The sequence below is a fragment of the Sedimenticola thiotaurini genome (assembly GCF_001007875.1).
Lineage (GTDB): Bacteria > Pseudomonadota > Gammaproteobacteria > Chromatiales > Chromatiaceae > Sedimenticola > Sedimenticola thiotaurini.
Window position 1 is genome coordinate 1057924 of sequence record NZ_CP011412.1, and the last position, 24196, is coordinate 1082119.

At 56.4% G+C, this 24196-nt stretch carries 18 protein-coding genes; 7 read left to right on the plus strand and 11 right to left on the minus strand.

Translation table 11 applies throughout. The features are described from left to right. Nucleotides 1–225 precede the first annotated feature (225 nt). Nucleotides 226–1593, plus strand: coding sequence for an adenylosuccinate lyase (gene purB / locus AAY24_RS04675; RefSeq protein WP_046858705.1), 1368 nt, complete (start codon nt 226–228; stop codon nt 1591–1593). A 167-nt stretch (nt 1594–1760) separates the two neighbouring features. Here the strand turns inward: purB and AAY24_RS19560 are convergent, their stop codons facing one another. Then, entirely contained in the window at nt 1761–2525 is a 765-nt protein-coding gene (locus tag AAY24_RS19560; protein WP_052761065.1) for an OmpA family protein, read from the minus strand. A gap of 342 nt (nt 2526–2867) precedes the next feature. Beyond that, the gene (locus tag AAY24_RS04685) at nt 2868–3359 is read right to left on the minus strand and encodes a YchJ family protein (RefSeq protein WP_046858706.1); all 492 of its coding nucleotides are present in this window, start codon (nt 3357–3359) and stop codon (nt 2868–2870) included. Nucleotides 3360–3560: 201 nt separating this feature from the next. Here AAY24_RS04685 and AAY24_RS04690 point away from each other — a divergent pair, with 201 nt between their 5' ends. Then, entirely contained in the window at nt 3561–4967 is a 1407-nt protein-coding gene (locus tag AAY24_RS04690; RefSeq protein WP_046858707.1) for a diguanylate cyclase domain-containing protein, read from the plus strand. A gap of 15 nt (nt 4968–4982) precedes the next feature. Here the strand turns inward: AAY24_RS04690 and hrpA are convergent, their stop codons facing one another. Beyond that, entirely contained in the window at nt 4983–8891 is a 3909-nt protein-coding gene (hrpA, locus tag AAY24_RS04695) for an ATP-dependent RNA helicase HrpA (RefSeq protein WP_234422242.1), read from the minus strand. Nucleotides 8892–9122: 231 nt separating this feature from the next. On the opposite strand from hrpA, the gene AAY24_RS04700 reads away from it, so the two are divergent. Beyond that, nucleotides 9123–10751: a methyl-accepting chemotaxis protein gene (locus AAY24_RS04700; protein WP_046858708.1), complete on the plus strand. Its 1629-nt coding sequence runs from the start codon at nt 9123–9125 to the stop codon at nt 10749–10751. A gap of 78 nt (nt 10752–10829) precedes the next feature. On the opposite strand, the gene AAY24_RS04705 is transcribed toward AAY24_RS04700, so the two are convergent. After that, a complete protein-coding gene (locus AAY24_RS04705) occupies nt 10830–12557 on the minus strand; it encodes an aminotransferase class V-fold PLP-dependent enzyme (protein ID WP_052761066.1) in 1728 nt (575 codons plus the stop codon). 137 nt (nt 12558–12694) lie between these two features. Between AAY24_RS04705 and AAY24_RS04710 the strand changes: the two genes are divergently transcribed. Together AAY24_RS04710 and AAY24_RS04715 are read left to right on the plus strand one after the other, a co-directional pair. Further along, nucleotides 12695–13153, plus strand: coding sequence for an Lrp/AsnC family transcriptional regulator (locus AAY24_RS04710; protein WP_046858709.1), 459 nt, complete (start codon nt 12695–12697; stop codon nt 13151–13153). 77 nt (nt 13154–13230) lie between these two features. Continuing rightward, the gene (locus AAY24_RS04715; protein WP_046858710.1) at nt 13231–14244 is read left to right on the plus strand and encodes a class I fructose-bisphosphate aldolase; all 1014 of its coding nucleotides are present in this window, start codon (nt 13231–13233) and stop codon (nt 14242–14244) included. Nucleotides 14245–14297: 53 nt separating this feature from the next. Here the strand turns inward: AAY24_RS04715 and AAY24_RS04720 are convergent, their stop codons facing one another. The 7 genes from AAY24_RS04720 to acnA all read right to left on the minus strand — a co-directional run bounded on the left by AAY24_RS04720 (nt 14298) and on the right by acnA (nt 22542). Continuing rightward, nucleotides 14298–14744, minus strand: a complete 447-nt coding sequence (locus tag AAY24_RS04720; protein ID WP_046858711.1) for a MarR family winged helix-turn-helix transcriptional regulator — start codon at nt 14742–14744, stop codon at nt 14298–14300. 26 nt (nt 14745–14770) lie between these two features. Next, nucleotides 14771–15178, minus strand: coding sequence for a bacteriohemerythrin (locus AAY24_RS04725; protein ID WP_046858712.1), 408 nt, complete (start codon nt 15176–15178; stop codon nt 14771–14773). A 15-nt stretch (nt 15179–15193) separates the two neighbouring features. Next, nucleotides 15194–16495, minus strand: coding sequence for a TRAP transporter large permease (locus AAY24_RS04730; RefSeq protein WP_046858713.1), 1302 nt, complete (start codon nt 16493–16495; stop codon nt 15194–15196). Between the two features lie 30 nt (nt 16496–16525). Further along, a complete protein-coding gene (locus AAY24_RS04735; RefSeq protein WP_052761067.1) occupies nt 16526–17032 on the minus strand; it encodes a TRAP transporter small permease in 507 nt (168 codons plus the stop codon). Between the two features lie 61 nt (nt 17033–17093). After that, a complete protein-coding gene (locus AAY24_RS04740) occupies nt 17094–18029 on the minus strand; it encodes a TRAP transporter substrate-binding protein (protein WP_234422243.1) in 936 nt (311 codons plus the stop codon). 317 nt (nt 18030–18346) lie between these two features. Beyond that, entirely contained in the window at nt 18347–19684 is a 1338-nt protein-coding gene (locus AAY24_RS04745) for a DUF2254 domain-containing protein (protein ID WP_046858715.1), read from the minus strand. A gap of 143 nt (nt 19685–19827) precedes the next feature. Then, nucleotides 19828–22542 carry an aconitate hydratase AcnA gene (acnA, locus tag AAY24_RS04750; protein WP_046858716.1) on the minus strand — a complete coding sequence of 905 codons (2715 nt, stop codon included), beginning with the start codon at nt 22540–22542 and terminating at the stop codon, nt 19828–19830. Between the two features lie 255 nt (nt 22543–22797). Here acnA and AAY24_RS04755 point away from each other — a divergent pair, with 255 nt between their 5' ends. Beyond that, nucleotides 22798–23274, plus strand: coding sequence for an ATP-dependent zinc protease family protein (locus AAY24_RS04755; RefSeq protein ID WP_046858717.1), 477 nt, complete (start codon nt 22798–22800; stop codon nt 23272–23274). A gap of 15 nt (nt 23275–23289) precedes the next feature. Continuing rightward, nucleotides 23290–24195: a 30S ribosomal protein S6--L-glutamate ligase gene (gene rimK, locus AAY24_RS04760; protein ID WP_046858718.1), complete on the plus strand. Its 906-nt coding sequence runs from the start codon at nt 23290–23292 to the stop codon at nt 24193–24195. Nucleotide 24196 lies beyond the last annotated feature (1 nt).

Genomic DNA, 24196 nt, shown 5'->3' on the forward strand with positions numbered 1-24196 from the left:
ATTATTTTCCAAAAAAAAGATAAATAATTAGGACATTCATCCTTTTTTTATCTTTAAAACAATCTTTCGGATATTACCCCATCAGGTCGGCTTTAGCGAGCAAACCCAAACCACCCCGCACCGACCGGCCCGTTAACCTTTGGTCACCAATAGAGTTGGAATGTTATAATCCGCCGATTTATCCGATCTGGCTTTAACCAGACTAACGCAGGCACCAGGAATCCCATGGAACTCTCTACTTTAACCGCAATATCCCCAGTTGATGGTCGCTACGGCAGCAAGACCGCAGATCTTCGACCCATTTTCAGTGAGTACGGACTGATCCGTGCCCGGGTGAAGGTCGAAATCCGATGGCTTCAGGCCCTGTCTGCCAACGAGCAGATCGTGGAAGTGCCGCCACTCAGTGCCGAGGCCAATGCCATACTGAACGGTATTCTGGATGATTTCAGCACAGCGGATGCCGCCCTGGTCAAAGAGATCGAGCGGGAGACCAACCACGACGTCAAGGCGGTGGAGTATTTCCTCAAGCGCAAGATTGCCGGCAACAGTGAACTGGAGGCGATCAGTGAGTTTATCCATTTTGCCTGTACCTCGGAGGATATTAACAATCTCTCCCACGCCATCATGCTGCAACAGGGTCGTGAACAGCAGCTGCTGGCGGAGATGGATCAGCTGATCGCTGCCATCCGCGATCTGTCCCATGCCCATGCCCATATCCCCATGCTCTCCCGCACCCACGGCCAACCTGCCTCCCCCACCACCCTGGGCAAGGAGATGGCCAATGTGGTCTACCGGCTCAAGCGCCAGCGCGACCAGGTCGCCGGTGTCCCCCTGCTGGGCAAGATCAACGGCGCCGTGGGCAACTACAACGCCCATCTCTCCGCCTACCCGGATATCAACTGGGAGCAGTTTGCACAACAGTTCGTGGAATCCCTGGGACTGGTCTGGAACCCCTACACCACCCAGATCGAACCCCACGACTACATGGCGGAACTGTTCGACGCCACCGCCCGCTTCAACACCATCGCCATCGATTTTTCCCGGGATGTATGGGGCTATATCTCGCTCGGTTACTTCAAGCAGCGGACCATCGCGGGCGAAGTTGGCTCATCCACCATGCCGCACAAGGTCAACCCGATCGATTTCGAAAACGGTGAAGGCAACCTGGGTATCGCCAACGCACTGTTCAGCCACCTGGCCATGAAACTGCCGATCTCCCGCTGGCAGCGGGATCTGACCGACTCTACGGTATTACGCAACGTGGGCGTTGGGTTCGCCTATACCTCCATTGCCCTGCAATCCATTCTGAAAGGTATCAGCAAGCTGGAAGCCAATGCAGACGCACTGGCCGCCGACCTGGATGGAAACTGGGAAGTGCTGGCTGAGCCGATCCAGACGGTAATGCGCCGCTACGGTATCGAGAAGCCGTACGAAAAGCTGAAGGCACTGACCCGCGGACAACGGATCAACGCCGAGCAGCTGCGCACATTTGTGGATGGACTGGAGATTCCTGAAGAGGCCAAGGCAAGCCTCAGGAAACTGACTCCCGACAGCTATATCGGCAACGCTGTGGAGCAGGCCAAAAAGATCTGAACGACAACAATATCCGGGCGGGACAGGATCGGTGGCTTCGGTCACCTCAACAATACCCGAACCCTTGCCCCTCCCAGCCAATCTATCCTTTCACGGCACAAAAAAACCGGGGCTGAACCAGCCCCGGTTTTTTTCGGTACCTTGCCATTTCTGGCAGGCTCGCCGATTTACTTCATGATGACCTGGAACTCCACGCGACGGTTCATCGAACGGCCTTCCTTGGTATCGTTGCTGTAGGCGGGCTGTGACTCACCGGCACCACGCGCCTCCAGTTTACTGGCATCCGCACCCTGGCTGATCAGATAGTTACGGACGGCGTTGGCACGACGCTCCGACAGCCCCTGGTTGTAGGCTTCAGAACCAATGCTGTCAGTATGACCAGTGACAATCACCGACTTGACAGCATCCTTACCCTTGAATTTGGCATAGCTGCTGTCCAGTACTTCAGCAGCACCGGATTTCAGCTCAGCACTGTCAAAGTCAAACAGCAGAACGTTATCGATCACGACATTTTCGACCTTGGTCATCGGCTTCATGACTTCGCAGCCGTCCTGGTCAACCTTGGCGCCAGCCCGGGTACCGGGACATTTATCCATGTAATCAGCGACACCGTCACCGTCCGAGTCAAGCGGACAACCGGAAGCGTCTACCGGTGCACCACGGGGGGTATCCGGGCAGCGATCCTTGTCATCAGTCACGCCATCACCGTCGGAATCGACCATCACCATGTCACCACATGCTTCCAGCTTCTCCTGCACACCACCGGCAGTTATCCAACACTCACCCGCAGAGTTTTTAACTACGCCCCGGGCAGCATCGATTGCATAACGGTTGTGGTGGTCAGCCAGACCAGTGGTGGACATAACCAAGCCGCCAATCAGGCCCAAGGGGGCGAGCATTGCGGCGATCTTTTTGTGTTTCAATTGAGCCATTTTTTCCTCTCTATTATTAACTATGGCGCCTGATGCTGAGACATCTTCTGCCCTGAAGTGATGATTCGAACAATTTTCAAAATAACGTATTACTTTAAGCCTTGCTCTATATCGTTTCCATACGAGAAGCTTGTCACAGCATCTTCGGAATATCTATAGTATGAAACAAAATATTACAATTGAGCGTATACCTGCTGAATAGAGTGGTTATAGCTGCTCCTTGCGTTCGGCCCCTTGGTTTCGTTCCGTACTATACACCCCCCGATCACGCTGAATTGCGCACTCGTAGCCCCAAGTATAGATGTTCCCCGGGAAATGTCAGGATGAAGTAGCCAGGCAGATTCATGCCGATCCGCAGCACTTTTTGTACTTTTTTCCACTGCCGCAGGGACACGGGTCGTTTCTGCCGATCTTTGGGGAACTATTGACCCGGGTGGCTGGCGGGACCAGTTCACCTTCGACAAAATACCAGACACCATCCAGCTTGCTGAAACTGCTGCGTTCATGGTGTTGACGGATGACACCCTTCTCTTTATAGGTGGCTATAAATTCAACTTCGCCGTCCTGATCCTGCTCACCACCCCGCTCACTGGCCACGATCTGCAATCCGAGCCATTGTGAATTTTCTGCCCAGCGTCGCGTAGCATGCACATCATGGTCATCCCGGTGCTCCGGATGGAGACTGCTGTTGAGAAACTCGACTTGTCCGGAGGCAAAAGCACAATAGCGTGCCCGCATCAGGCTTTCCGCCGTCGCGGCATTCTGCTCGCCGTTAATCACCGGATCACAACAATCCGCAGCCTGTTTGCTGGAACCACATGGACAAAGCGACATCTAATCAATCTCCTGGATAAGTTAGTAACCAAACCTGTAAAGTATGCAGTCAACCGACTGCCGATACCAGATCTGGATAGCAGATTGGCCATTTTCCCATCCTGCTGCTTATCCGGTATATTGATACTATCCAAATGCCGCACCACAATGTGACAAGGCATGGGCATCTCCCAAAACAGAGATTGTGGTGGACAAGCATAAATGAGACAAACCTATTCACCCTTTGTTCTTGGCGCCATCGCGCTGATTATCTCCCTGGGTGTTACTTTTTTAATCGCTTACGACCAGACCAGAAAACATGAGCAGGTGAGTAGCAACCAGACCCTCACCTACCTCAGTTCCGTACATGCCCGCCTGGAAAGCGCTTTTAATTCCACCATTTACCTGAACCGAGCCCTTTCCATAATCATTACCGCAGAAAACGGCATCAGCCAGGAAAAGTTTCATCGCATCGCCCGTGAGCTAATGGACGACAACCCCTATGTCCATAACGTGGCTGTGGCCGAGGGTTATGTGATCAAACTGGTTTATCCACTGGCAACCAATAAGGCCATTCTGGGACTGGACTACACCCAGATACCTTCCCAGTACGATGCGGTAAAACGCGCTATCGATACCCGCAAAACCGTGGTGGCTGGCCCATTGGAGCTGGTCCAGGGCGGCCGGGCCTTTATCAACCGTACGCCAATTTTCAAATCATCCTTTTCCGGAAAAGCCGACTCCGGCGATTTCTGGGGTATCGCCAGCATGGTGATCGACATGGATGCCATCTTCAAATTTGCTGACTTACCGGAGCCAGGTGCCAGATACCGGATTGCAATCCGGGGCAAGGATGGCCTGGGTGTGGATGGTGAGGTTTTTTATGGGGATCCAGCCCTGTTTGAACAGGATGCGCAGTTGATGGATGTCACCTACCCCAACGGCTCCTGGCAACTCGCCGCTGTTCAGACCAGCGACCATAGCCCGCTGACAGAGAATCTTCTGTGGATCATGATTTTCGGCGTCCTGACCTCACTCCTGGTGGCCGTGCTGACGGTTATCATCTATCGCAACAGTCTCCGTATCAAGCATATTGCCATGCACGACCAGCTGACCAGACTCCCCAACCGGTTGCTGTTCGATGAACGGGTTTCCCAGGCGCTGGCCCATGCCAAACGCCATCAGGAGCAGGTGGCGATTGCGGTGCTGGACCTGAATAAATTCAAACCGGTGAACGACACATACGGGCACCTGGCCGGAGACTATGTGTTGCAACAGGTGGCAAGCCGTATCCGCACGACCCTGCGCCAGGAGGATATTGTGGCGAGGACCGGTGGTGATGAGTTCACCATACTGCTGGTGGGGATCAATTCACTTCAGGATATCAACATCATCGCCACAAAACTGGCGGATCGACTGCATGAACCTTTTATATGGAAGGGACAAAAACTGAGTGTCGGAGTCAGTATTGGCATAGCGCTCTACCCCACCCACGGAGATGACCTTACGGAACTGTTCCACCATGCAGATATCGCCATGTATCAAGCCAAACACGCCCCGGATACCAGCTGGCTGCTGGCCGGGCAACCGATGGAAAACCAGGCATCCGATGCGCCCCAAACCCCATAGACCGGGGCCGTGAGTCTACAGACCCAACTCCTTCCAGCGCTTCTCAATCCGTTTGACTGAGACCGGGTAAGCGGTTTTCAGTTCCTGGGCAAACATAGAGACGCGCAACTCCTCCAACTGCCAGCGGATCTCCTGCAACCGCTGATCCGACTTGCCATCATCCTGTAGTCGGCGATCCCGTTCCAGCCATTTCTGATAAAGCGTATGCATCTCTCCCATCAGTTGCTGATCCCGGGCCGCTGCATGGTTAAGCTTCTCCAAGCGCCGTTGCAAGGCATCCAGATAGCGTGGCATCTGGCGCAACTGTTCCGGTGGCGTCTGTTTGAAAAAGCCCTTGAATACCAGTCGATCCAGCTGCTGACGCATATCCGTCAACGAAGAGATCCAGTTGATCTTGTTACTGGCGGCGAGCTTTTTCGAAAATTGCTGATACTTTTCCAGGATCTCCGCTGCCAGCCGGGTTACCCGGTTGGCGGTGGGCACCAACTGTGGTTTGCACTGCTCGATGCGCTGATTGAATACCTGGGCATCCCGGATCTCCGGTTGATCGGCAATAAAGGTGAGGTCGACAATGAGAGCAACCAGTTCCTGCTCCAGATCAACCTGGCTGGAACGATCCCCCCCGGCGGGCTTTGGCGCCTTGGCATACTGAAGACGCATTTTCTGCAGTTGGGGAATATTCCGCCTGATATAGCGGATATCCTTGGCCAGTCTGAGCATCACCAGACGTCCAACACCGATGCGATGCGCGATTCTGGCGTTCTGTTCAGAATCCACCACACGCACATCCACCCCCTGCCCGTTCTCCACCAGGGCGGGAAATCCTGGCAGTTTGATGCCGGCCCGCTCCAGCGTGACCGACCGGGGCAGTGGACCAAAGTCCCAGTCCGTCACCCCTTCCCGCTCCAACCCGGTTTCGCTGGTTGGGTGGAAACCTGTACTCCCCTGGCTGGCGTACTGTTTTTTCAACTGCTGTAATTCTCGCCCCTCTCCCAGTGCACGCCCCTGCTCATCCAGCACCTGAAAATTCATCCGCAGATGCTTCTCCAGATCACTCTCCTGCCAGGCATCTTCCGGGATGTAGACACCGGTCATCTGGTGCAGATGCTCCGACAACTGCCGGGTAAGTGGCTTATCCGATGGAGTCATCACCTTGAGACAGGCGTCGGCATAATCAGGCACCGGCACGAACGATTTACGCAGGGATTTCGGCAGGGACTTCAACAGGGCGATAATCCGCTCCCGCAACAACCCGGGCACCAGCCAGTCGGTATGGGCCTCCGATACCTGGTTGAGTACCGCCTGGGGAATCCTGAGACTGACCCCATCTGCCGGGTCAGCGGGATCAAACCGGTACGCCAGTGGCAGACGCAGCCCGTTCATGGCAAAGGTGTCGGGATAGAGGTCAGCCGTATCGTCGGCGCTGTTGACCATCAGATCCTCCATGCGCATATGGAGCAGTTTAGGCTGTTCTCTGCTCGCTTCCCGCAGCCACTTTTCAAACTGGGCGGCGCTGTAGATACGGGCCGGAATCCGCTTGTCGTAGTAGTCGTACAGTGTCTGTTCATCCACCAGCAGATCGCGCCTGCGGGTCTTCTCCTCCAGCAGATGAATCGAGTCGATCACCTGTCGGTTGTGTCGCCAGAATGGTGCCCGGGTCTGGAAATCCTGATCCACCAGGGCGGAACGGATAAATATCTCCCGCGCCTCCACCGGGTTGATCGGCCCGTAATTGACCTTGCGCCGGGGAATTATCGGCAGACCAAACAGGGTGATCCGGGTATAGGCCGCCACCTGGCCCCGTTTCTTCTCCCAATGGGGTTCGGAATAGCTCTGTTTGATCAGGTGCCCGGCGATCGTCTCGACCCATTCCGGCTGGATTCGGGCAACGGTGCGCGCGTAGAGTTTGCTGGTCTCGACCAGCTCCGCCGACACCACCCATTTCGGTTGCTTTTTAAACAGGCCCGATCCGGGAAATATGGAAAAGTGACTGTTTCTGGTACCCAGGTACTGGCGATTCTTGCCGCCCTGCTGCATACCGATATAGCTCAACAAGCCACTCAGCAGCGAACGGTGAATCGCCTCATAGTCGGCCGGTTCCTCGTTCTCCCGATAACCCATTTCGTGCAACTGGCCACGCAGCTGGTGGTGAATATCGCGCCACTCCTGCACCCGGGTCCAGGAGAGAAAGCGGCTCCGGCAGTGGGCCTGGAATTTACGCCGCGAAAGGTGTCGCTGCACCTCTTCCAGGTGCCGCCAAAGGTTGAGAATAGTGAGAAAATCGGACTCTTCGTGGCGGAATTCACGGTGCGCCTCGTCCGCTGCCTGCTGTTTCTCCATGGGACGCTCCCGCGGATCCTGCACACTCAGGGCCGCGGCGATCACCAGCAGTTCATTGAGACACCGGTTTTCCGTCGCTGCCAGCAGCATCCGTCCCACCCGGGGATCCACCGGCAGGCGGGAGAGCGCCTTACCGATGGCTGTCACCTGGCGATCACCGGTCATCGCGCCGACCTCTTCCAGCACCCGGTAGCCATCTTTAATCAGGCGGCTGTCCGGCTTATCAACAAAAGGGAACTGTTCAATATCCCCGAAACCCAGCAACTGCATCTGCAGAATGACCGAAGCCAGGTTGGTACGCTGGATCTCCGGTTCGGTAAATTCGGCCCGGGCGCTAAAATCCTCCTCGCTGTAGAGCCGGATGCAGACACCTGCCGCCACCCGACCACAGCGCCCCTTGCGCTGATCCGCACTGGCCCGGGAGATCCGCTCCACCGGCAGGCGCTGAACTTTGCTGCGATGGCTGTAACGGCTGATCCGGGCATAGCCAACATCGATGACATAGCGGATACCGGGTACCGTGAGCGAGGTCTCCGCCACATTGGTAGCCAGAATAATGCGCCGGCTGCCGCCGCTGCGGAACACCCGCGCCTGCTCGGCGGGACCCAGTCGCGCGTATAGCGGCAGCACTTCGGTCAATGGCAGTTTATGCTTGCGCAGATTTTCGGCGGTTTCACGGATCTCCCGCTCACCACTGAGAAACACCAGGATATCGCCCCGGTCGATGCGGGACAGCTCATCCACCGCCTCCAGGATGGCTTGTTGAAGCGCATCATCCCGCTCCCCACCCCCCTCATCCTGGGGCGGCCGGTAACGCACTTCCACCGGATAGGTTCGCCCGCTGACGTTAATAATGGGTGCATCCCAGAAGTGCCTGGCGAATCGCTCCGGATCGATGGTCGCCGAGGTGATGATCAGCTTCAGATCGGGACGTTTCGGCAGCAACTCCTTCAGGTAACCCAGCAGAAAATCGATATTCAGACTACGTTCGTGGGCCTCATCAATAATCAGGGTATCGTATTCGTTCAGGTAGCGATCCTGCTGGATCTCCGCCAGCAGCATACCGTCTGTCAGCAGCTTGATGTGGCTGTTGGGCCCGACCCGGTCATGAAAACGCACCTTGTAACCTACCGAATCCCCCAGTTCCCGGCCCAGCTCTTCGGAGATACGGCTGGCCAGGGCGCGGGCCGCAATACGGCGCGGCTGGGTGTGACCGATGCGGCCAAATATACCCCGCCCCAGTTCCAGACAGATTTTCGGTAACTGGGTCGATTTGCCCGAACCGGTCTCACCGCACAGAATGACCACCTGATGCCCGGCAATCAGTTCAGCGATTTCCGAACGTCGTTCATTAATCGGCAACTCATCCGGAAAATGGGCTGCGGGGAGCCGTTGCCGGCGCAGCTCCACCGCCTTGCGGGATCGCTCAATCCGCTCCTGAAGGCGTGTCAGCTCGGCCTCCGGGACCTGACCGTCGCGCTGTTTTCTGCGCAGGTTTCTGATCTGCCGCCGCAATCGGTGGCGATCCTGAATCAGGCAACCATCCAGTATCTCCAGCGCAGGAATTGTCGACTCTACCTTCACAACAGGGGGCCCATTTCATAAAAGAGCGGCTATTTTACAGATTTGCGTTGCTTGCACACAGATTCCTCACCCCCAGCACGGGAATGGCATGGATATTGATACAGGTCATTTATGGTGCAATTAGAAATTCAACACCTAAAGAAACTGCCCAACAAGTCGAAATAAAAACTGGAAAGCAACCGGTTTTTTTAGTCCTTACCTTTTTGAAACTGATACTTGCGGGATTCCTAGATGAAAAAAGCCAGTAATAATCGCGCCAGCGGTCTCTCCATCAGCACCAAAATCGACCTTGCATTAGTCGTGCTGTTTTTGATTATCCTGATCGTCTCCGCGCTCTATCAGTTCAACAGCCAGCGGGATCTGGTCGAGCATATGGTCATGGATCAGACAGAGACCCTGGCAGACTCCTATTTCGACAACGTCAACACCCTGATGTTGACCGGCGGCATGGCCAACAAGGAGATCCCGCGCAAAAAGGTCATCGCCCGGGAAGACGTACTGGACGCCCGCATTATTCGCGGCAAGGCGATAATCGACACTTACGGCGCTGGCACTGAACAGAACGAGATCCGGGATGATCTGGACAAACGCGCCCTGGCCGGTGAAAAGATCGACGAGCTTTACAGAGATGAGAACGGGCGTGTGCTGACCGTGATCCTGCCCATGTTTGCCAAGAAAGATTACCGCGGCACCAACTGCCTGCTCTGCCACCCGGTTCCGGAAAATGAGGTGCTCGGCGCGGTGCGGGTCGATTACTCCCTGAAGATACTCGACGATAAAGTGCTCAAGGAGCTGTGGACCAATATCGGCCTCAACTCTGCCCTGTTGATCGGCGGGCTCATCATCATCAGCTTCATCCTGAAAAAGCTGGTCGTTGCACGGCTGCGTCGGGTCACCGAATTGGTTCGCACGATTGAGCGGGAATCGGACCTCGGTCTACGGGCGAGTGACCACTCCAGTGACGAACTGGGGCGGCTGGCACAGGCCATCAACCTGATGATGGAGAAGTTCAGCTCCATCATCAACCATGTCAATAACTCGACTCAGCAGCTGGCTGAGGAGTCCACCCACCTGACCGACATCACTACCCAGAGTATCGAGGGTGTGCGGCGCCAGCAGATGGAGAGTCAACAGGTGGCCACCGCCATGACCGAGATGGAGGCGAACTCCAACGAAGTGGCCAGCAGCGCCGCTAACGCCTCGGATGCCGCCAACCATGCCGATACAGAGGCGGCCGAGGGCGGCAAGGTGGTCAGCAGCGCCATCGCCAGCATCAACGCGCTGGCCAGTGAGGTAAACCAGGCGTTCGACGTAATCCGACAACTGGAAGCGGACAGTGACGGTATCGGCAAGGTGGTGGAAGTGATCACCAATATTGCCGAACAGACCAACCTGCTGGCCCTGAATGCGGCTATTGAGGCGGCCCGGGCCGGCGAACAGGGGCGTGGATTTGCCGTGGTGGCGGACGAGGTGCGTACCCTGGCAACCCGCACCCACCAGGCCACCCAGGAGATCCAGGGAATGATCGAAGGACTGCAGCAGCAGTCCCAGAACGCCGCCAACATGATGTCCCAGAGTCAGCAGCGGGTGGAAGCCACTGTCGCCGAGGCGGGCCATGTGGGTGAATCCCTGAATAAGATCACCCACTCCATCAACACCATCAGCCAGATGAATGAGCATATCGCTACTGCCGCCCAGCAGCAGAGCATGGTGGCCGGCGAGATCAGTCGCAACATCACCGCGATCAGTGACGTCACCGGGCAGACCGCTGATCACTCGGAGCAGATCGCCCAGACCAGCAAACAGCTGGCCGGACTGGCTTCTGAATTGCGCGAAGAGATGGCACAGTTCAAGGTCTAAGCGACCGCTACAGATTCCGCATCGCGGCCACTTTTAGCCACCGCGATGCGGATCTGTTGTGAGTCCAGACGGAGTCTGTCAGTCCTCAAGGCTCTCCCGGGTAACTAGAAAAAACTGCAGCGCTCCCTGGTCCCCTTTCAGAGTTATCTCGTCACCACCAACATCTTCCAGTCCCGCGGCATATCGATGGGCCGCCGCCAGATTAGCGCTGTAGTGCTGCTGCCGTTGTCGGGGGGAGAGCTGTTCCCCTGATGGAGAGGAGTTCGCCAGCGCCTCGTCCAGGGAAAGGCGGACTGTGGAGCGGACCTGCCCGGCGTGGTGCCAGAGACCGGTGGCCGAATCAAACCGGTACAGCGGCAGAAACCGATAACCGTACTCGGCTGCAAACTCCACCGCATCCAACAGATAGTCCACTTCTGCCTGGTCAAAAAGATAGTGAAAACCGATCCGGCACCAACCCGGCTTGATCCCACAGTGACCATCCGCGATAACCGCCCGGAACTCTTCGGCCATGGCATCGTCAATGCCCAGCAGTTTGTGGCCATAGGGGCCGGCACAGGAGCAGCCCGCCCGACTCTGGATGCCGAACAGATCATCCAGCAGGGTGGTAATGAAACGGGGGTGGTAATAGCGTCCCCCCGGGCCCTTCAGGTTGAATGATACAATACCGATGCGCCGTTCCGGGTCCGGGTTGCCCAGAATCTCGATATGGGGATGCCGGCCCCAACGCGTCAACGCCTGCCGCAGATAGGCATGCTCCCGCTGATCGATCACATCCTGCCCTACCGCCTGTTTGATCTGAAAAACCAGGGCAGCCCTGAGGGTCTGCAGAATGCCCGGTGTGCCGGCATTCTCCCGGGTCTCGATATCCCGGATGAAGTCGTGGCTGTCGGGCCCGACATAATCAACCGTCCCACCACCCGCCACACTGGGGGGCAGTTCGGCATGGTAACAACGCCTGTCAAACACCAGGACGCCACTGGCACCCGGTCCGCCGACAAACTTGTGGGGCGAAATGAACACGGCATCCAGTGAGGCATCGCCACCGTCCGGCTGCGGCGGCGGGTTCATATCGATCTCCACGTAGGGCGCACTGGCAGCGTAGTCAAAAAATGCCAGTGCATCATAACGATGCAACAGTACGGCAATCTCATGTACCGGGGACTTCATCCCGGTCACATTGGAGGCGGCGGAGAAAGAACCGATACGTAAACGCCCCTGGTACTCCGGCCGCTGTAACAGCCGTTCCAGATGCGCCAGGTCGATACCGCCATCCTGATCCAGGCGAACCTCCACCACGGTGGCCAGACTTTCGCGCCAGGAGACCTCGTTGGAGTGGTGTTCATAGGGTCCCACAAACACCACCGGCTGATGGCTTCGGCAGTAGTCGGCAAAGGCCTCCGCCTGCTCCTCTCCGGTAAATCCCCGCCACAGGAAGTCCAGCAACTGACGGCTGGCCGCCGGCAGTTTCACCCCCACTATCTGTTGCATACGATCGATGGCGCCGGTAGCGCCACTGCCACAGGCGATGATACAACCGTCCGGGCCGGCATTCACCGCCTGTTTGATCACCTGCTCGGCCTGATGCAGTAGTTGGGTGGTGGTACGGCCGCTGGTGTCATCCTCGGTATGGCTGTTGGCGTAGAGTTGCAGGATGCGCTGCAGGTACTCCTCCACAAACTGCACTCCCCGACCCGACGCGGTGTAGTCTGCGTAAACCATGCAACGCTCTCCAAACGGAGTCTGTAATACCGTATCGATACCGATGATCTGGCTGCGCAAATAGTCCGGTTTGAGCTGTTTCATTACTCGCCTACCCCTGTGCATGCATTCCACCCTATCCTACACCGTGACGGCAGGCAGTTGTTTCTCCATTATCTGTATAAAGGGGGATTATTTATGTTATTTTTCTACTTAATTGAATAATTACAGTATATTTTTTCATGGATAAGACAGACAAGAGAATACTGAACCTTCTGCAACAGGACAGCAATCTGACTACGGCGGAGATTGCCGACCAGGTCGGACTCAGCACCACGCCCTGCTGGCGACGCATACAGAACCTGGAAAAGAGCGGTGTGATCCGCAAGCGGGTCGCCCTGTTGGAGCGGAGTCGCATCAACCTGGGTGTGGACGTGTTTGTCTCCATCAAGACCCGCCACCACAATGCCGCCTGGCTGGATGAATTCGCCCGCACGGTATCGGCCTTCCCCGAAGTGGTGGAGTTCTATCGCATGAGCGGTGAGATCGACTACCTGATGCGGGTCGTGGTGCCGGACATCACCGCCTATGACAAGTTCTACAAACGGTTGATCGAAAAGGTGGATATCCAGGACGTCAGCTCCAGCTTCGCCATGGAGCAGATCAAATACACCACCGCCCTGCCGGTGGACTATGCCTGAGTGACCCGGGTGAGTGGTTCACTGACTATACTGGTATCAGAGCGGCAGATTGGACGCATGCATGGGAGTGCAGAGCAATGGCTATACAGGATGAGTTGCAGGAAACCATTGAACAGCTGGTACAGAAGGGTAAAGGGATACTTGCGGCTGACGAGAGTAACCCGACTATTGCCAAACGATTCGACGCCATCGGTGTGGAATCCACCGAAGAACAACGCCGCCGTTACCGCAGCCTGATTCTGGAGACGCCCGGGCTGGGGGACTATATCAGCGGCATCATTCTGTTTGAGGAGACACTGGAGCAGCGTACCGATGAGGGTACACTGCTGCCGGAACTGGCCAGCCTGCAAGGCGTGGTTGCCGGTATCAAGGTGGACAAGGGCAAGGGGCCGTTGGCCAATGCCCCCGGTGATGAGATCACCCAGGGACTGGATGGTCTGGAGCAGCGACTGGCCGGCTACAAGGCACAGGGAGCACGCTTCGCCAAGTGGCGTAACGTTTATCACATCTCCTCCCATACCCCGAGCCCCCTGGCCGTCGAAGCCAATGCAGAGGTATTGGCCCGCTATGCCGCCATCTGTCAGTCCCAGGGCATCGTACCCATTGTGGAGCCGGAGGTCCTGATGGATGGGGAGCATGATATACAGCGCTGCGCGGAGGTGAGTGAGGTGGTGCTGCACGCCCTGTTTCACGCCCTGCACCGGCACCGGGTGGTGTTGGAACACGCATTGCTGAAACCCAGTATGGTGACACCGGGCAACCGGCATCCCCACCAGGCCAGGCCGGAGGAAGTGGCCCGGGAGACCGTGCGTATCCTGCGCCGTACAGTGCCGGCGGCCCTACCCAGTATCAATTTCCTCTCCGGTGGACAGTCACCGGAACAGGCCACTGCCAATCTCAATGCCATGAACGCCCTGGCGCCACAACCCTGGGAGTTGAGCTTCTCCTACGGTCGGGCGCTTCAGCAACCGGCCCTGCTGGCCTGGAAGGGTGATCCCGACAATGTGGCTGCGGCTCAGGCGGCCCTCTACCGGCGCGCCGGGTTGAACGGCGCGGCACGACGCGGGGAGTACCAGACAAACATGGAATAGAGGGAGCCGTATCGGAAGCGGGATTCAGTTATCCCTCTCATCCCGGCACCCGCTCACTCCGGATTGATATCCGGCAGCGCCCGCACCCGCTGTTCCAGCTTGTCCAGAATACGGTTCAACTGGGCCTGCTCCTGTCGATTCAGTGCGGCGAGTAACTGGCGTTCCCGCTCCAGTGCGATCGGTACAATTTTCTCGTACAGGCGGTGTCCCTTGCGACTCAGCCGCAATGAGGATTTACGTTTATCCACCTTGTCCAGCGTACGCAGCACCAATCCCTTGTCGATCAGTTTGTTCAGTGCCCGGCTTATCTGCACCTTGTCCAGATTAACATGGGCGCCGATCTCGTTGGCTGACAGGGGCTGACGGTCACCCAGGTTGGCGATGATACGCCACTCCTGGATGGAGATATGAAATCGTTTTGAATAGATAGAGGCGATACTTTTTGAAATGTCGTTGGTTAATACGGAAAAGCGATAGGGAAGAAAGCTGGCAAGCTCCATTGTAATACCTCGTCCTGCAACGCCGCTTAATCGTTAATCTGTCTGGTCAAGGTCTCCTTGTACGCCATGTCCTTGGCGAGGATATGGGTAATCAGCCAGTCCTTGAGAAATTGATGTACGCTCTCGGCTATGTAATAGGCCGATGTGCCGCCACTGTTATAGGCCATTTCGATGGATGTCAGCCACTCTTCGAAATGCCGGTGCCCCTGGATATGTGGCTCGAGATCCGCATAATCGGCCGCCCGCATCATGGCCTCTTCATCGCGGAAATGTTCTTTTACATAACGGCGCAGATCGGCAAATACCGCCACGATCAAACCACCGGTACGTCGCTCCTCTTCCAGTTGGTTGATCACCCGAATCAGCACCTTGTGTTGTGCATCCAGGCGTGGAATACCAACGCTGTAGCTTTCACTCCACTCCAGTGTAGCCAATAGTCTACTCCTTATCTACTGCATATAGGAAGGCAACCAGAGCACCAGCGCCGGGAACAGGACCAGCAGGGCTACCCGCACGGCGTCCGCCATCAGAAAAGGTATCACTCCCTTGCTGATTGTGCCCAATTTCAGATCGGGTGTTGTGGCCATAATGACAAACAGATTCATGCCGACAGGTGGCGTAATCAGCCCCACCTCCACCACCGATACCATGATAATTCCAAACCAGATTGGATCGAACCCGAGCGACTGGATCAGGGGAAAGACAAACGGCAGCGTTAACAGCAGCATGGAGAGCGCATCCATTACACAGCCGAGCAGAATATAGAAAACGATCAGCACCAGCAATATGGCCAACGGTGCCCAGCCGAGTTGATCCACGTAGGCCACCAGTTGATGGGGCAAACCGGTCGTCTCGATAAAATAGTTAAACAGCGCCGTACCGATCAGAATCATGAAGATCATGCCACTGGTTGTGGCGGTTTCACCCAGGCAGTCCAGGAACACATCCAGGGTCAGCTTCCGTTTCAAAAGCGCCAGCGACAAGGCACCGAAGGCGCCAATGGCAGCCGCCTCAGTGGGAGAAAACCAGCCCAGGTAGATGCCGCCGATAACCAGGCCGAACAGCAAAAGTACCGGCCAGACATTGAGCAGCGCCTGAATACGCCCGCGCGCCCTCACCCGTTCATCCGCCGGTCCGGCAGCAGGATCAATCAATGTCTGGCCCCACACCGCAAGCATATAAAGCAGTGTGGCCAGAATTCCCGGAATAATCGCAGCCGCAAACATCTGGCCGATGGACTGTTCGGTCAGCAGGGCATAGATGACGATAATGACGCTGGGAGGAATCAGTACCCCCAGGGTGCCACCAGCAGCAATACTTGCCGAAGCCAGGCCGTCGTGATAGTTACGCTTGCGCATCTCCGGCATCGCTACCTTGCTCATGGTGGCGGCGGTAGCCAGGCTACTGCCGCAGATGGCGCCAAAGGCGGCACAGGCACCCACAGTCGCCATGCCCAGGCCGCCCCGGTAATGACCGATAAAGGCGTGTACCGCTGTATAAAGACTCTTGGAAAGCCCGGCACGGGCAGCAAATACTCCCATCATGATGAACAACGGAACGACTGAGAGACTGTAGGGAAAGACAGTTTCAAACGGCAGTGATCCCATAATAAAACTGACACTCTCCGAACCGTTCAGAATCAGTCCACCACCGGCACCCACGGTCGCCATGGCAATAGCGATGGGAATGCGTAAACCTATCAGCAGAAACATCACCGCGATCGCGACCAATCCAAGCACCGTTTCAGACATAGTCGGTCACCACTGTGAGATCAGCAGGCTTCATGTCAGGGAGCGCTCCCCGAGCAGCAGTTTACAGATCGATTCACTACTCATGACCAGGGAGATCAGACTGGACAGAGCAGAACCATAAATCACCGGCACCCAATACCAGATAATGGGAATGCCAATGGTCTGGGAGACATCACCATACTCCATCTGCATAGCCGCATGGCCAAAACCAAACCAGGCAAAGGCCGCCATAATCACAGTTGCCAAAAAACTGGCCAGCAGGGAGATAGCCGACTGTCCACGGGGGCCAAACTTATCGGTAAAGAGGGCTACCGCCACATGACTGCGACTGATAAAGGCGTAGGGAATGGACAGAAAGGCGGCGGAGAGCACGAACAACTGCACCACATCGATCGTACCCTGGTAAGTAAAACCCAACAGTTTTCTGGCCAGTACATCGGCCGTGGTGGCAAGCACCGCACCCAACAGCAGCAGTATACCGCCCCAGGCGGACCACTTGCTGATCAGCAACAGCACACGATTAAGTTGTCGGATCATGGATATCTACACAGCCTTCGAGCGTGTGATGACAGACAGCCGCCATCACCACGCCAGCGGCCTATTTACCTTCGACTTCCGCCACATACTCCTGCGCTTTCCGGTAAATCTCCCGTGCATCCTTGATCCCTTTCTTTTCCAGGTCGACCAGATATCTTTCAATGGCCGGGGCCAACCGCTCTCTCCACTGTGTACGCTGCTCAGCAGTGAGTTTGCTCACCTCATTGCCCTTCTTCATCGCCGCATCCAATCCAGGTTGATCCCACTGATTCCACCAGTCACCAAACTTGTTGACCAGGGCTTCGCCGGACATCTCGTCAATCACCTGCCGGATATCAGCGGGTAGCGCGTTATACTTGCGCTCGTTCATGACGAAAAAGAATGAGGTGGTGTACGCCCGGGCATCCAGGTGATAGTTAAGCGGCTCGTAAAGTTTGAAACCATTTACTGCATCCCAGGGAAACACGGTACCATCGATAACCCCCTTTTCCAGGTTTTCATAAACCTGCGTGGGCGGCATACCCACCGGTGAAGCCCCCAACTCTTCCAGCATCATGGAGATGGCCAGCGACGGTGTGCGCAGACGCAGCCCTTTCAGGTCATCGATGGAAGTAACCTTCTTGTCACGGGTATGGATCAGACCCGCGTTGTGGGCATGCAGGGCCAACACCTTGACCCCACGGTATTCACTCTTCAGGTATTTGGGATAGAGTTTCCACAAGGTCCTGCTGGCGGCATCAGAGGTCTGGACCAGGAATGGCAGATCGATAATGGATGTGCGTGGCAGACGTCCCCGCGGAATGCCGGTAAGACCGTGGGCGATGTCCACCACCCCGGCACGTACCTGATCCATCTGTTTTGCCACATGGCCAAAGGATGAACCTGCCGGAAAAATCTGTACCTTTACCCGCCCGTTAGTGCGTGCTTCCAGTTCCCTGGCCCAGGGCTCCAGAAAGTCGCGCTGTACGGGATAGGTCGATGGCAGAAAGTGACTCATTTTGAGTTCAATTGTATCGGCTGCAAAAGTCGCTGTACTGATGACGATTGATACAATCAATAAACTGGCTGTTATAGCTCTTTTTATCATGTGCATTCCTCCTCAGGATCTGTCGATCAAGTTCAACTTAGTTGCATGTGTAACTTATGTCAACTCGACAATACTGCACAAACAAGATGGAAATAGCCGGTATTTCGTTTGAATAACCAAACCAGCGTCCACCAAAAATGGCAGATGGATTAAAGCTGAACCCTGTCGTCTTGACCATCTTGCGCGACGAGGCTCACAGACTTTTTATTCTTGCCATACAACAGGATTCATTCGCCCCCATCCAGCTGACTCATCACCTGACGGAAACAGGCATCAACAGCATGGCGGTCTTCTGAATAGCAGAGAGCTTGAACAGCCATGGCATGAATCGCAATCGCGTGGCGCCGTAAAATGGTGTCGTGCTCTCTATCATCAATAACCGGAGCTATCGCTCCGATCACTTTCAACATATGCATCATGACGGTCGGGAAAACCGCAGCTGACTGCCTGATCTGCACAAAAGCTGTATCGGTCAGCCGGGTAAAGTCCACAGCCTGTAGCAGAACACGTGCTTTTCCATCTTTGTCCCGACAGATAGTGGAACCGGCACCGCGGCCGGAAAACAGCACCAGCCCGGAACCCAGCTCATCCAGACAGGAAGTGGCGGTATAGGGATCGTTTATACCTGGTGACAAGGCCCGCAACGCAATCTCTACCAGCTGTTGAAACGGAAACTCAATATCCTGTACCAGGGTCCGCTGGTGACCAAAACGAAATGCATCCTGCAGGTCATCCAGTTGCTCCTTTGGCACACGTTCCGACGGCGATACATCAAACAGCGTGGCTCCGCACAGTACAAACTGACCGGGACGATAATTGAGCCGTATAAACAGATCATGTTGTTCGGCCCAGGTGACCAGCCGGGTCTCTTCCACCGCCTGCAAAACGCCCCGCTCCCGGGCCGGAACCGGTACGGCTGAATCATCCATCAATCGGATCAGGTACTGACGATCCTCTTCTTCCTCAACGGCACTTCCAGAGCGTTCAGGCAATAGCCGTGTCACTATCATCTCCAACTCATTGCGTACGTTGGCGATTATTCTGCTGGCGTGAATGCTGTCGGCAATGTGGTGGATGTAGAAGATCAGCATGCCGACACTGACCAATGCAAACAGCATGGCGGCACTGGTACCGAGTTGCGGAACAAAACCGCCGCCAGCCGCTGATTGCACAGAACGTAAGATCAACAGACAGAATACAAAACACGCAAGAAAAAGCCCCAGTGCAACCTGGCTCTTGCGATCACGCATGAAGTTGTAGATGAGGCGCGGACCGAACTGGGAACTGGCAAGGGTCAGCACCACTATGGTGATGGAGAAGGTCAGACTGACGACAGTCATCATCACCGTCGCTATGGTGGAGAGAATAACCCTGGCAGAATCCGCCTCGCCCGGAAACAGCCAGGGTGATTCATCGGCCGGGTCCAAGACGTAATGCTGGTCGGCCAGAATCAGCAGAAACGCCAACATGGCCGACAACGCCACCATCAGTGTGGGGATAAACCAGTAACTGGAGTGTACCTGGTCCCATAATTTGAAAAGCCGGCTATATCTGAGCGGTTTCACTTTTACCCCGGGCTCCGATGATAACCGGCTTCCAACCGGTGTTGAGAAACAGACAGGCTCTTTTCTACAAACCCGCGAAGTGTGTCAATCCCCTCCGCAACATCACCTGAAACAGTCGATCAACATAGCGACGACATCCCCGGTCAGCTATTCGCTAGCTGCCGAAGTACGTAGTGCAATATTCCGCCATTCTCGTAATAGGCAAACTCATTAGGCGTATCGATACGAATCTTCGCCATAAAACTGAAGCGATCCCCGCTATCCCGCCGAACCGATACCTCGACAGACTCCTGTCCTTCGGTAATGGCCGGAATGGAAAAATACTCCGTGCCATCCAGTTTTAACTTCTCCGCCGATTCACCTTCGGCAAACTGCAGAGGCAGAATACCCATGCCGATCAGGTTGGAGCGGTGAATCCGTTCATAGCTCTCCGCGATCACCGCTTTCACACCCAGCAGCGCCGGTCCCTTGGCCGCCCAGTCACGGGATGAACCGGTGCCATACTCCTTGCCGGCCAGCACAACGAGTGGTGTCCCGCTCTCCTTGTAACGTTCAGCGGCGTCAAATATGGAGAGTTGTTCACCGGATGGGAAGTGGGTGGTCCAGCTCCCTTCCGTGCCCGGCGCCAACTGATTGCGCAGGCGAATATTGGCGAAAGTACCACGCATCATCACTTCGTGATTGCCCCGCCGTGAACCGTAAGAGTTGAAATCCTGTGGCGCCACCTGGTGGGCCTGCAGGTAGATGCCGGCGGGGCTGTCGATGGCGATGGCACCGGCGGGCGATATGTGATCGGTGGTGATACTGTCGCCCACTTTCACCAGACAGCGGGCATCGGTAATCGAATCCACGCCCGGTTGTTTCTGTGCAATATTTTCAAAGAAGGTGGGCTGACGTACATAGGTGGAATCGGCCCAGGCGTAGCGTTCACCCGTCTCAATCGGCAGATTGTTCCACACTTCGTTGCCGGTATAGACATCCTGGTACTTTTTGCGGAACATCGCCGCATCCAGTGACCCGGCCATCACCGCCTGGATCTCCTGGCTGTCGGGCCAGATGTCGGCCAGCTTCACCGGATTTCCCTGCGGATCCAGACCGAGCGGATCGTTGTACAGATCCACACTCATGTTGCCGGCCAGTGCATAGGCCACCACCAGCGGTGGAGAGGCCAGGTAGTTGGCCTGAACCTCCTGATGGATACGCCCCTCAAAATTGCGATTGCCGGAGAGTACCGAGGTGACCAGCAGGTTCCCGGCATTGATCCCCTGGCTGATCTCAGGGGCCAGTGGCCCGGAATTGCCGATACAGGTGGTACAGCCATAGCCAACCAGATAGAAACCCAGGGCCTCCAGCTCTTTCATCAGGCCGGCCCGCTGCAGATAGTCGGTCACCACCTTGGAACCCGGTGCAAAACTGGTTTTCACCCAGGGTTTGGTCTGCAAGCCGAGTCTGCGTGCGTTTCTGGCCAGCAGACCCGCGGCCACCAGCACCGCAGGATTGGAGGTATTGGTACAGCTGGTGATAGCGGCAATTACCACCGCCCCCTGCTCCAGGATGAAGGTCTCGCCCTGGTAGGTCACCTCTACTGCACCGTTATCACTCGGTGGATGTCCGCCCTCCTCTTCAAAATCGGTGACCACCTCGGCAGCCGATATCTGTTGGTGATGTTCGGAAAGGAGCTGATGAAAACGGCTGCTGGCATCGGTCAGGGGAATCCTGTCCTGAGGGCGTTTCGGGCCCGCAATTGATGGAACCACTTCGGACAGGTCCAGTGTCAACAGGGCGCTGTAATGGGCCTCTGGCGTATTGGCGTCATGCCATAAGCCCATCCGGCGCGCGTAGCTCTCCACCAGTTCCAGAGTGTGATCATCCCGACCGGTCAGTTGCAGATAACGGATGGTCTCGGCATCGATCGGGAAGATACCGCAGGTGGCCCCGTATTCCGGCGCCATGTTGGCTATGGTGGCACGATCGGCCAGGGAGAGATTGGTCAGCCCTTCGCCAAAAAATTCCACGAATTTTCCCACCACGCCAAACTCACGCAGCTGTTGGGTAACCGTCAGCACCAGGTCAGTGGCGGTGGCGCCTTCAGGCAGCTTACCGACCAGGCGGAATCCCACCACTTGGGGAATCAGCATGGTGATAGGCTGACCGAGCATGGCCGCCTCCGCTTCGATTCCTCCCACACCCCAGCCCAGCACGCCCAGGCCGTTAATCATGGTGGTGTGGGAGTCCGTGCCCACCAGGCTGTCCGGATAGGCCAGCTGTTCACCATCCTGCTGCCGGGTAAACACACCCCGGGCCAGGTACTCCAGATTCACCTGGTGCACAATGCCGGTGCCCGGAGGCACTACCTTGAAGTTCTCAAAGGCGGTCTGTCCCCAGCGCAAGAACTTGTAGCGTTCCAGATTGCGGGCGATCTCTATTTCCGTGTTCTGGCTTAGTGCATCCTTGGTGCCAAAGTGGTCCACCATGACCGAGTGATCAATGACCAGTTCCACCGGAGAGAGCGGATTGATACGGGACGCCGCTCCACCCAGTTCCACCATGGCATCGCGCATCGCCGCCAGATCCACGATAGCCGGCACCCCGGTGAAGTCCTGCAACAGCACCCGGGACGGCACAAAGGCGATCTCCTGGGATGGCTCTGCCTGGGGATCCCAGCTGGCCAGGAATTCAACATCCTCATCCGACACATAGTTCTCGTCCCCGTGCCGGAGCAGATTCTCCAGCAGTATGCGGAGCGAAAAAGGCAGTCGCTCAATGGCATAGCGCTGCTCAAGCTGGTCAAAGGGGTAGATGGTGTATTCGGTCTGTCCGACCATCAATTTTGCCGACTGGCTGTAGGTGCTGCTCATCGCCTGAAGTCTCCCGGGTCTGAATCTGGAATGCCGCAGTCGCGCGGTAGAGGTGTGACCGGAAATATTCCGATACACGGATAAGTTTAGCAGATCGCCGGTTACAGGGCGTACTCGGAAAGACCGCTTATCGACTTCCTACCCTGCATTCCACCGGGCTGTCGAAAAAGCACCACACCGGCCATATGCCGGATCCATCCGACCCGGTAAAACTTTTTCTCTCGAGCCGGGAATCTCTGGTGCTAATATTGGGTTGTGAAGAGATTAAAAGAAAAAAAACTGACCGACGCACCGTTGACCCTGGGCTGGCGGGAGTGGCTGGCCCTGCCGGAACTGGGCATTCCACGTATCAAGGCCAAGGTGGATACCGGTGCCCGAACGTCGGCCCTGCATGCGTTCTTTATCGATCCGTACCGGCATCAGGGCCGGGACCGGGTCCGCTTCGGCGTGCATCCCCACCAGCGGGACCGGGACAACGCCATCATCTGCACCGCTGATCTGCTGGAGCAGCGGGTAGTGAGCGACTCGGGTGGACATCGTGAAATGCGTTACGTGATCCAGACCGAGGTGGTGATCGGCTCACTCACCAAGCAGATCGAGCTGACCCTGACCGACCGGGATACCATGCTGTTTCGAATGCTGTTGGGCCGCACGGCATTACGGGGAGATTTTCTGGTCGATGCGGAACGCTCGTTTCAGGCCGGCACACCGGTACACCCCTTATCTGAATGACCAGGAAACCATGCCATGAATATCGCTATCTTGTCACGCAATGCCCGACTCTACTCCACCGCCAGACTGGTGGAAGCAGCCAAGGCGCGCGGACATCAGGTGCGGGTTATCGACCCGCTACGCTGTTACATGAACATTACCTCGCATCGCCCATCCATCCACTATAAGGGGGAGACCTTGGATGATTTCGATGCGGTGATTCCCCGCATCGGCGCCTCCATCACCTTCTACGGTACCGCGGTGCTGCGCCAGTTCGAGATGATGGGGGTCTATCCGCTGAACGAGTCGGTCGCCATCTCCCGCGCCCGGGACAAGTTGCGTTCAGCCCAACTGCTGGCCCGCAAGGGCATCGGCCTGCCGGTGACCGGATTCGCCCACTCACCGGACGATATCAATGACCTGATGACCCAGGTAGGTGGTGCCCCGGTGGTGATCAAACTGCTGGAGGGGACCCAGGGTATCGGTGTGGTACTGGCAGAGACCCACAAAGCGGCCGAGAGCGTGCTCCAGGCATTCATGGGTCTTAAGGCCAATATCATGGTGCAGGAGTTCATTTCGGAGTCGAAGGGTTCCGATCTGCGCTGTCTGGTCATCGGTGGCAAGGTGGTGGCAGCCATGAAGCGCCAGGCCCGGGAGGGTGAGTTCCGCTCCAACCTGCACCGGGGCGGCTCCGCCGCCCTGGTCCGCATCACGCCGGAGGAGCGCTCCACCGCGACCCGGGCGGCCCGGGTCATGGGACTCAATGTGTGTGGCGTGGATCTGTTGCGTTCTAATCATGGCCCGGTGGTGATGGAGGTAAACTCCTCTCCCGGTCTGGAAGGGATCGAGCACGCCACCAACAAGGATATCGCCAGCACTATTATCGAGTTTATCGAAAAAAACGGTCGCCCCAATCACACCAAGACCCGGGGCAAGGGTTGAA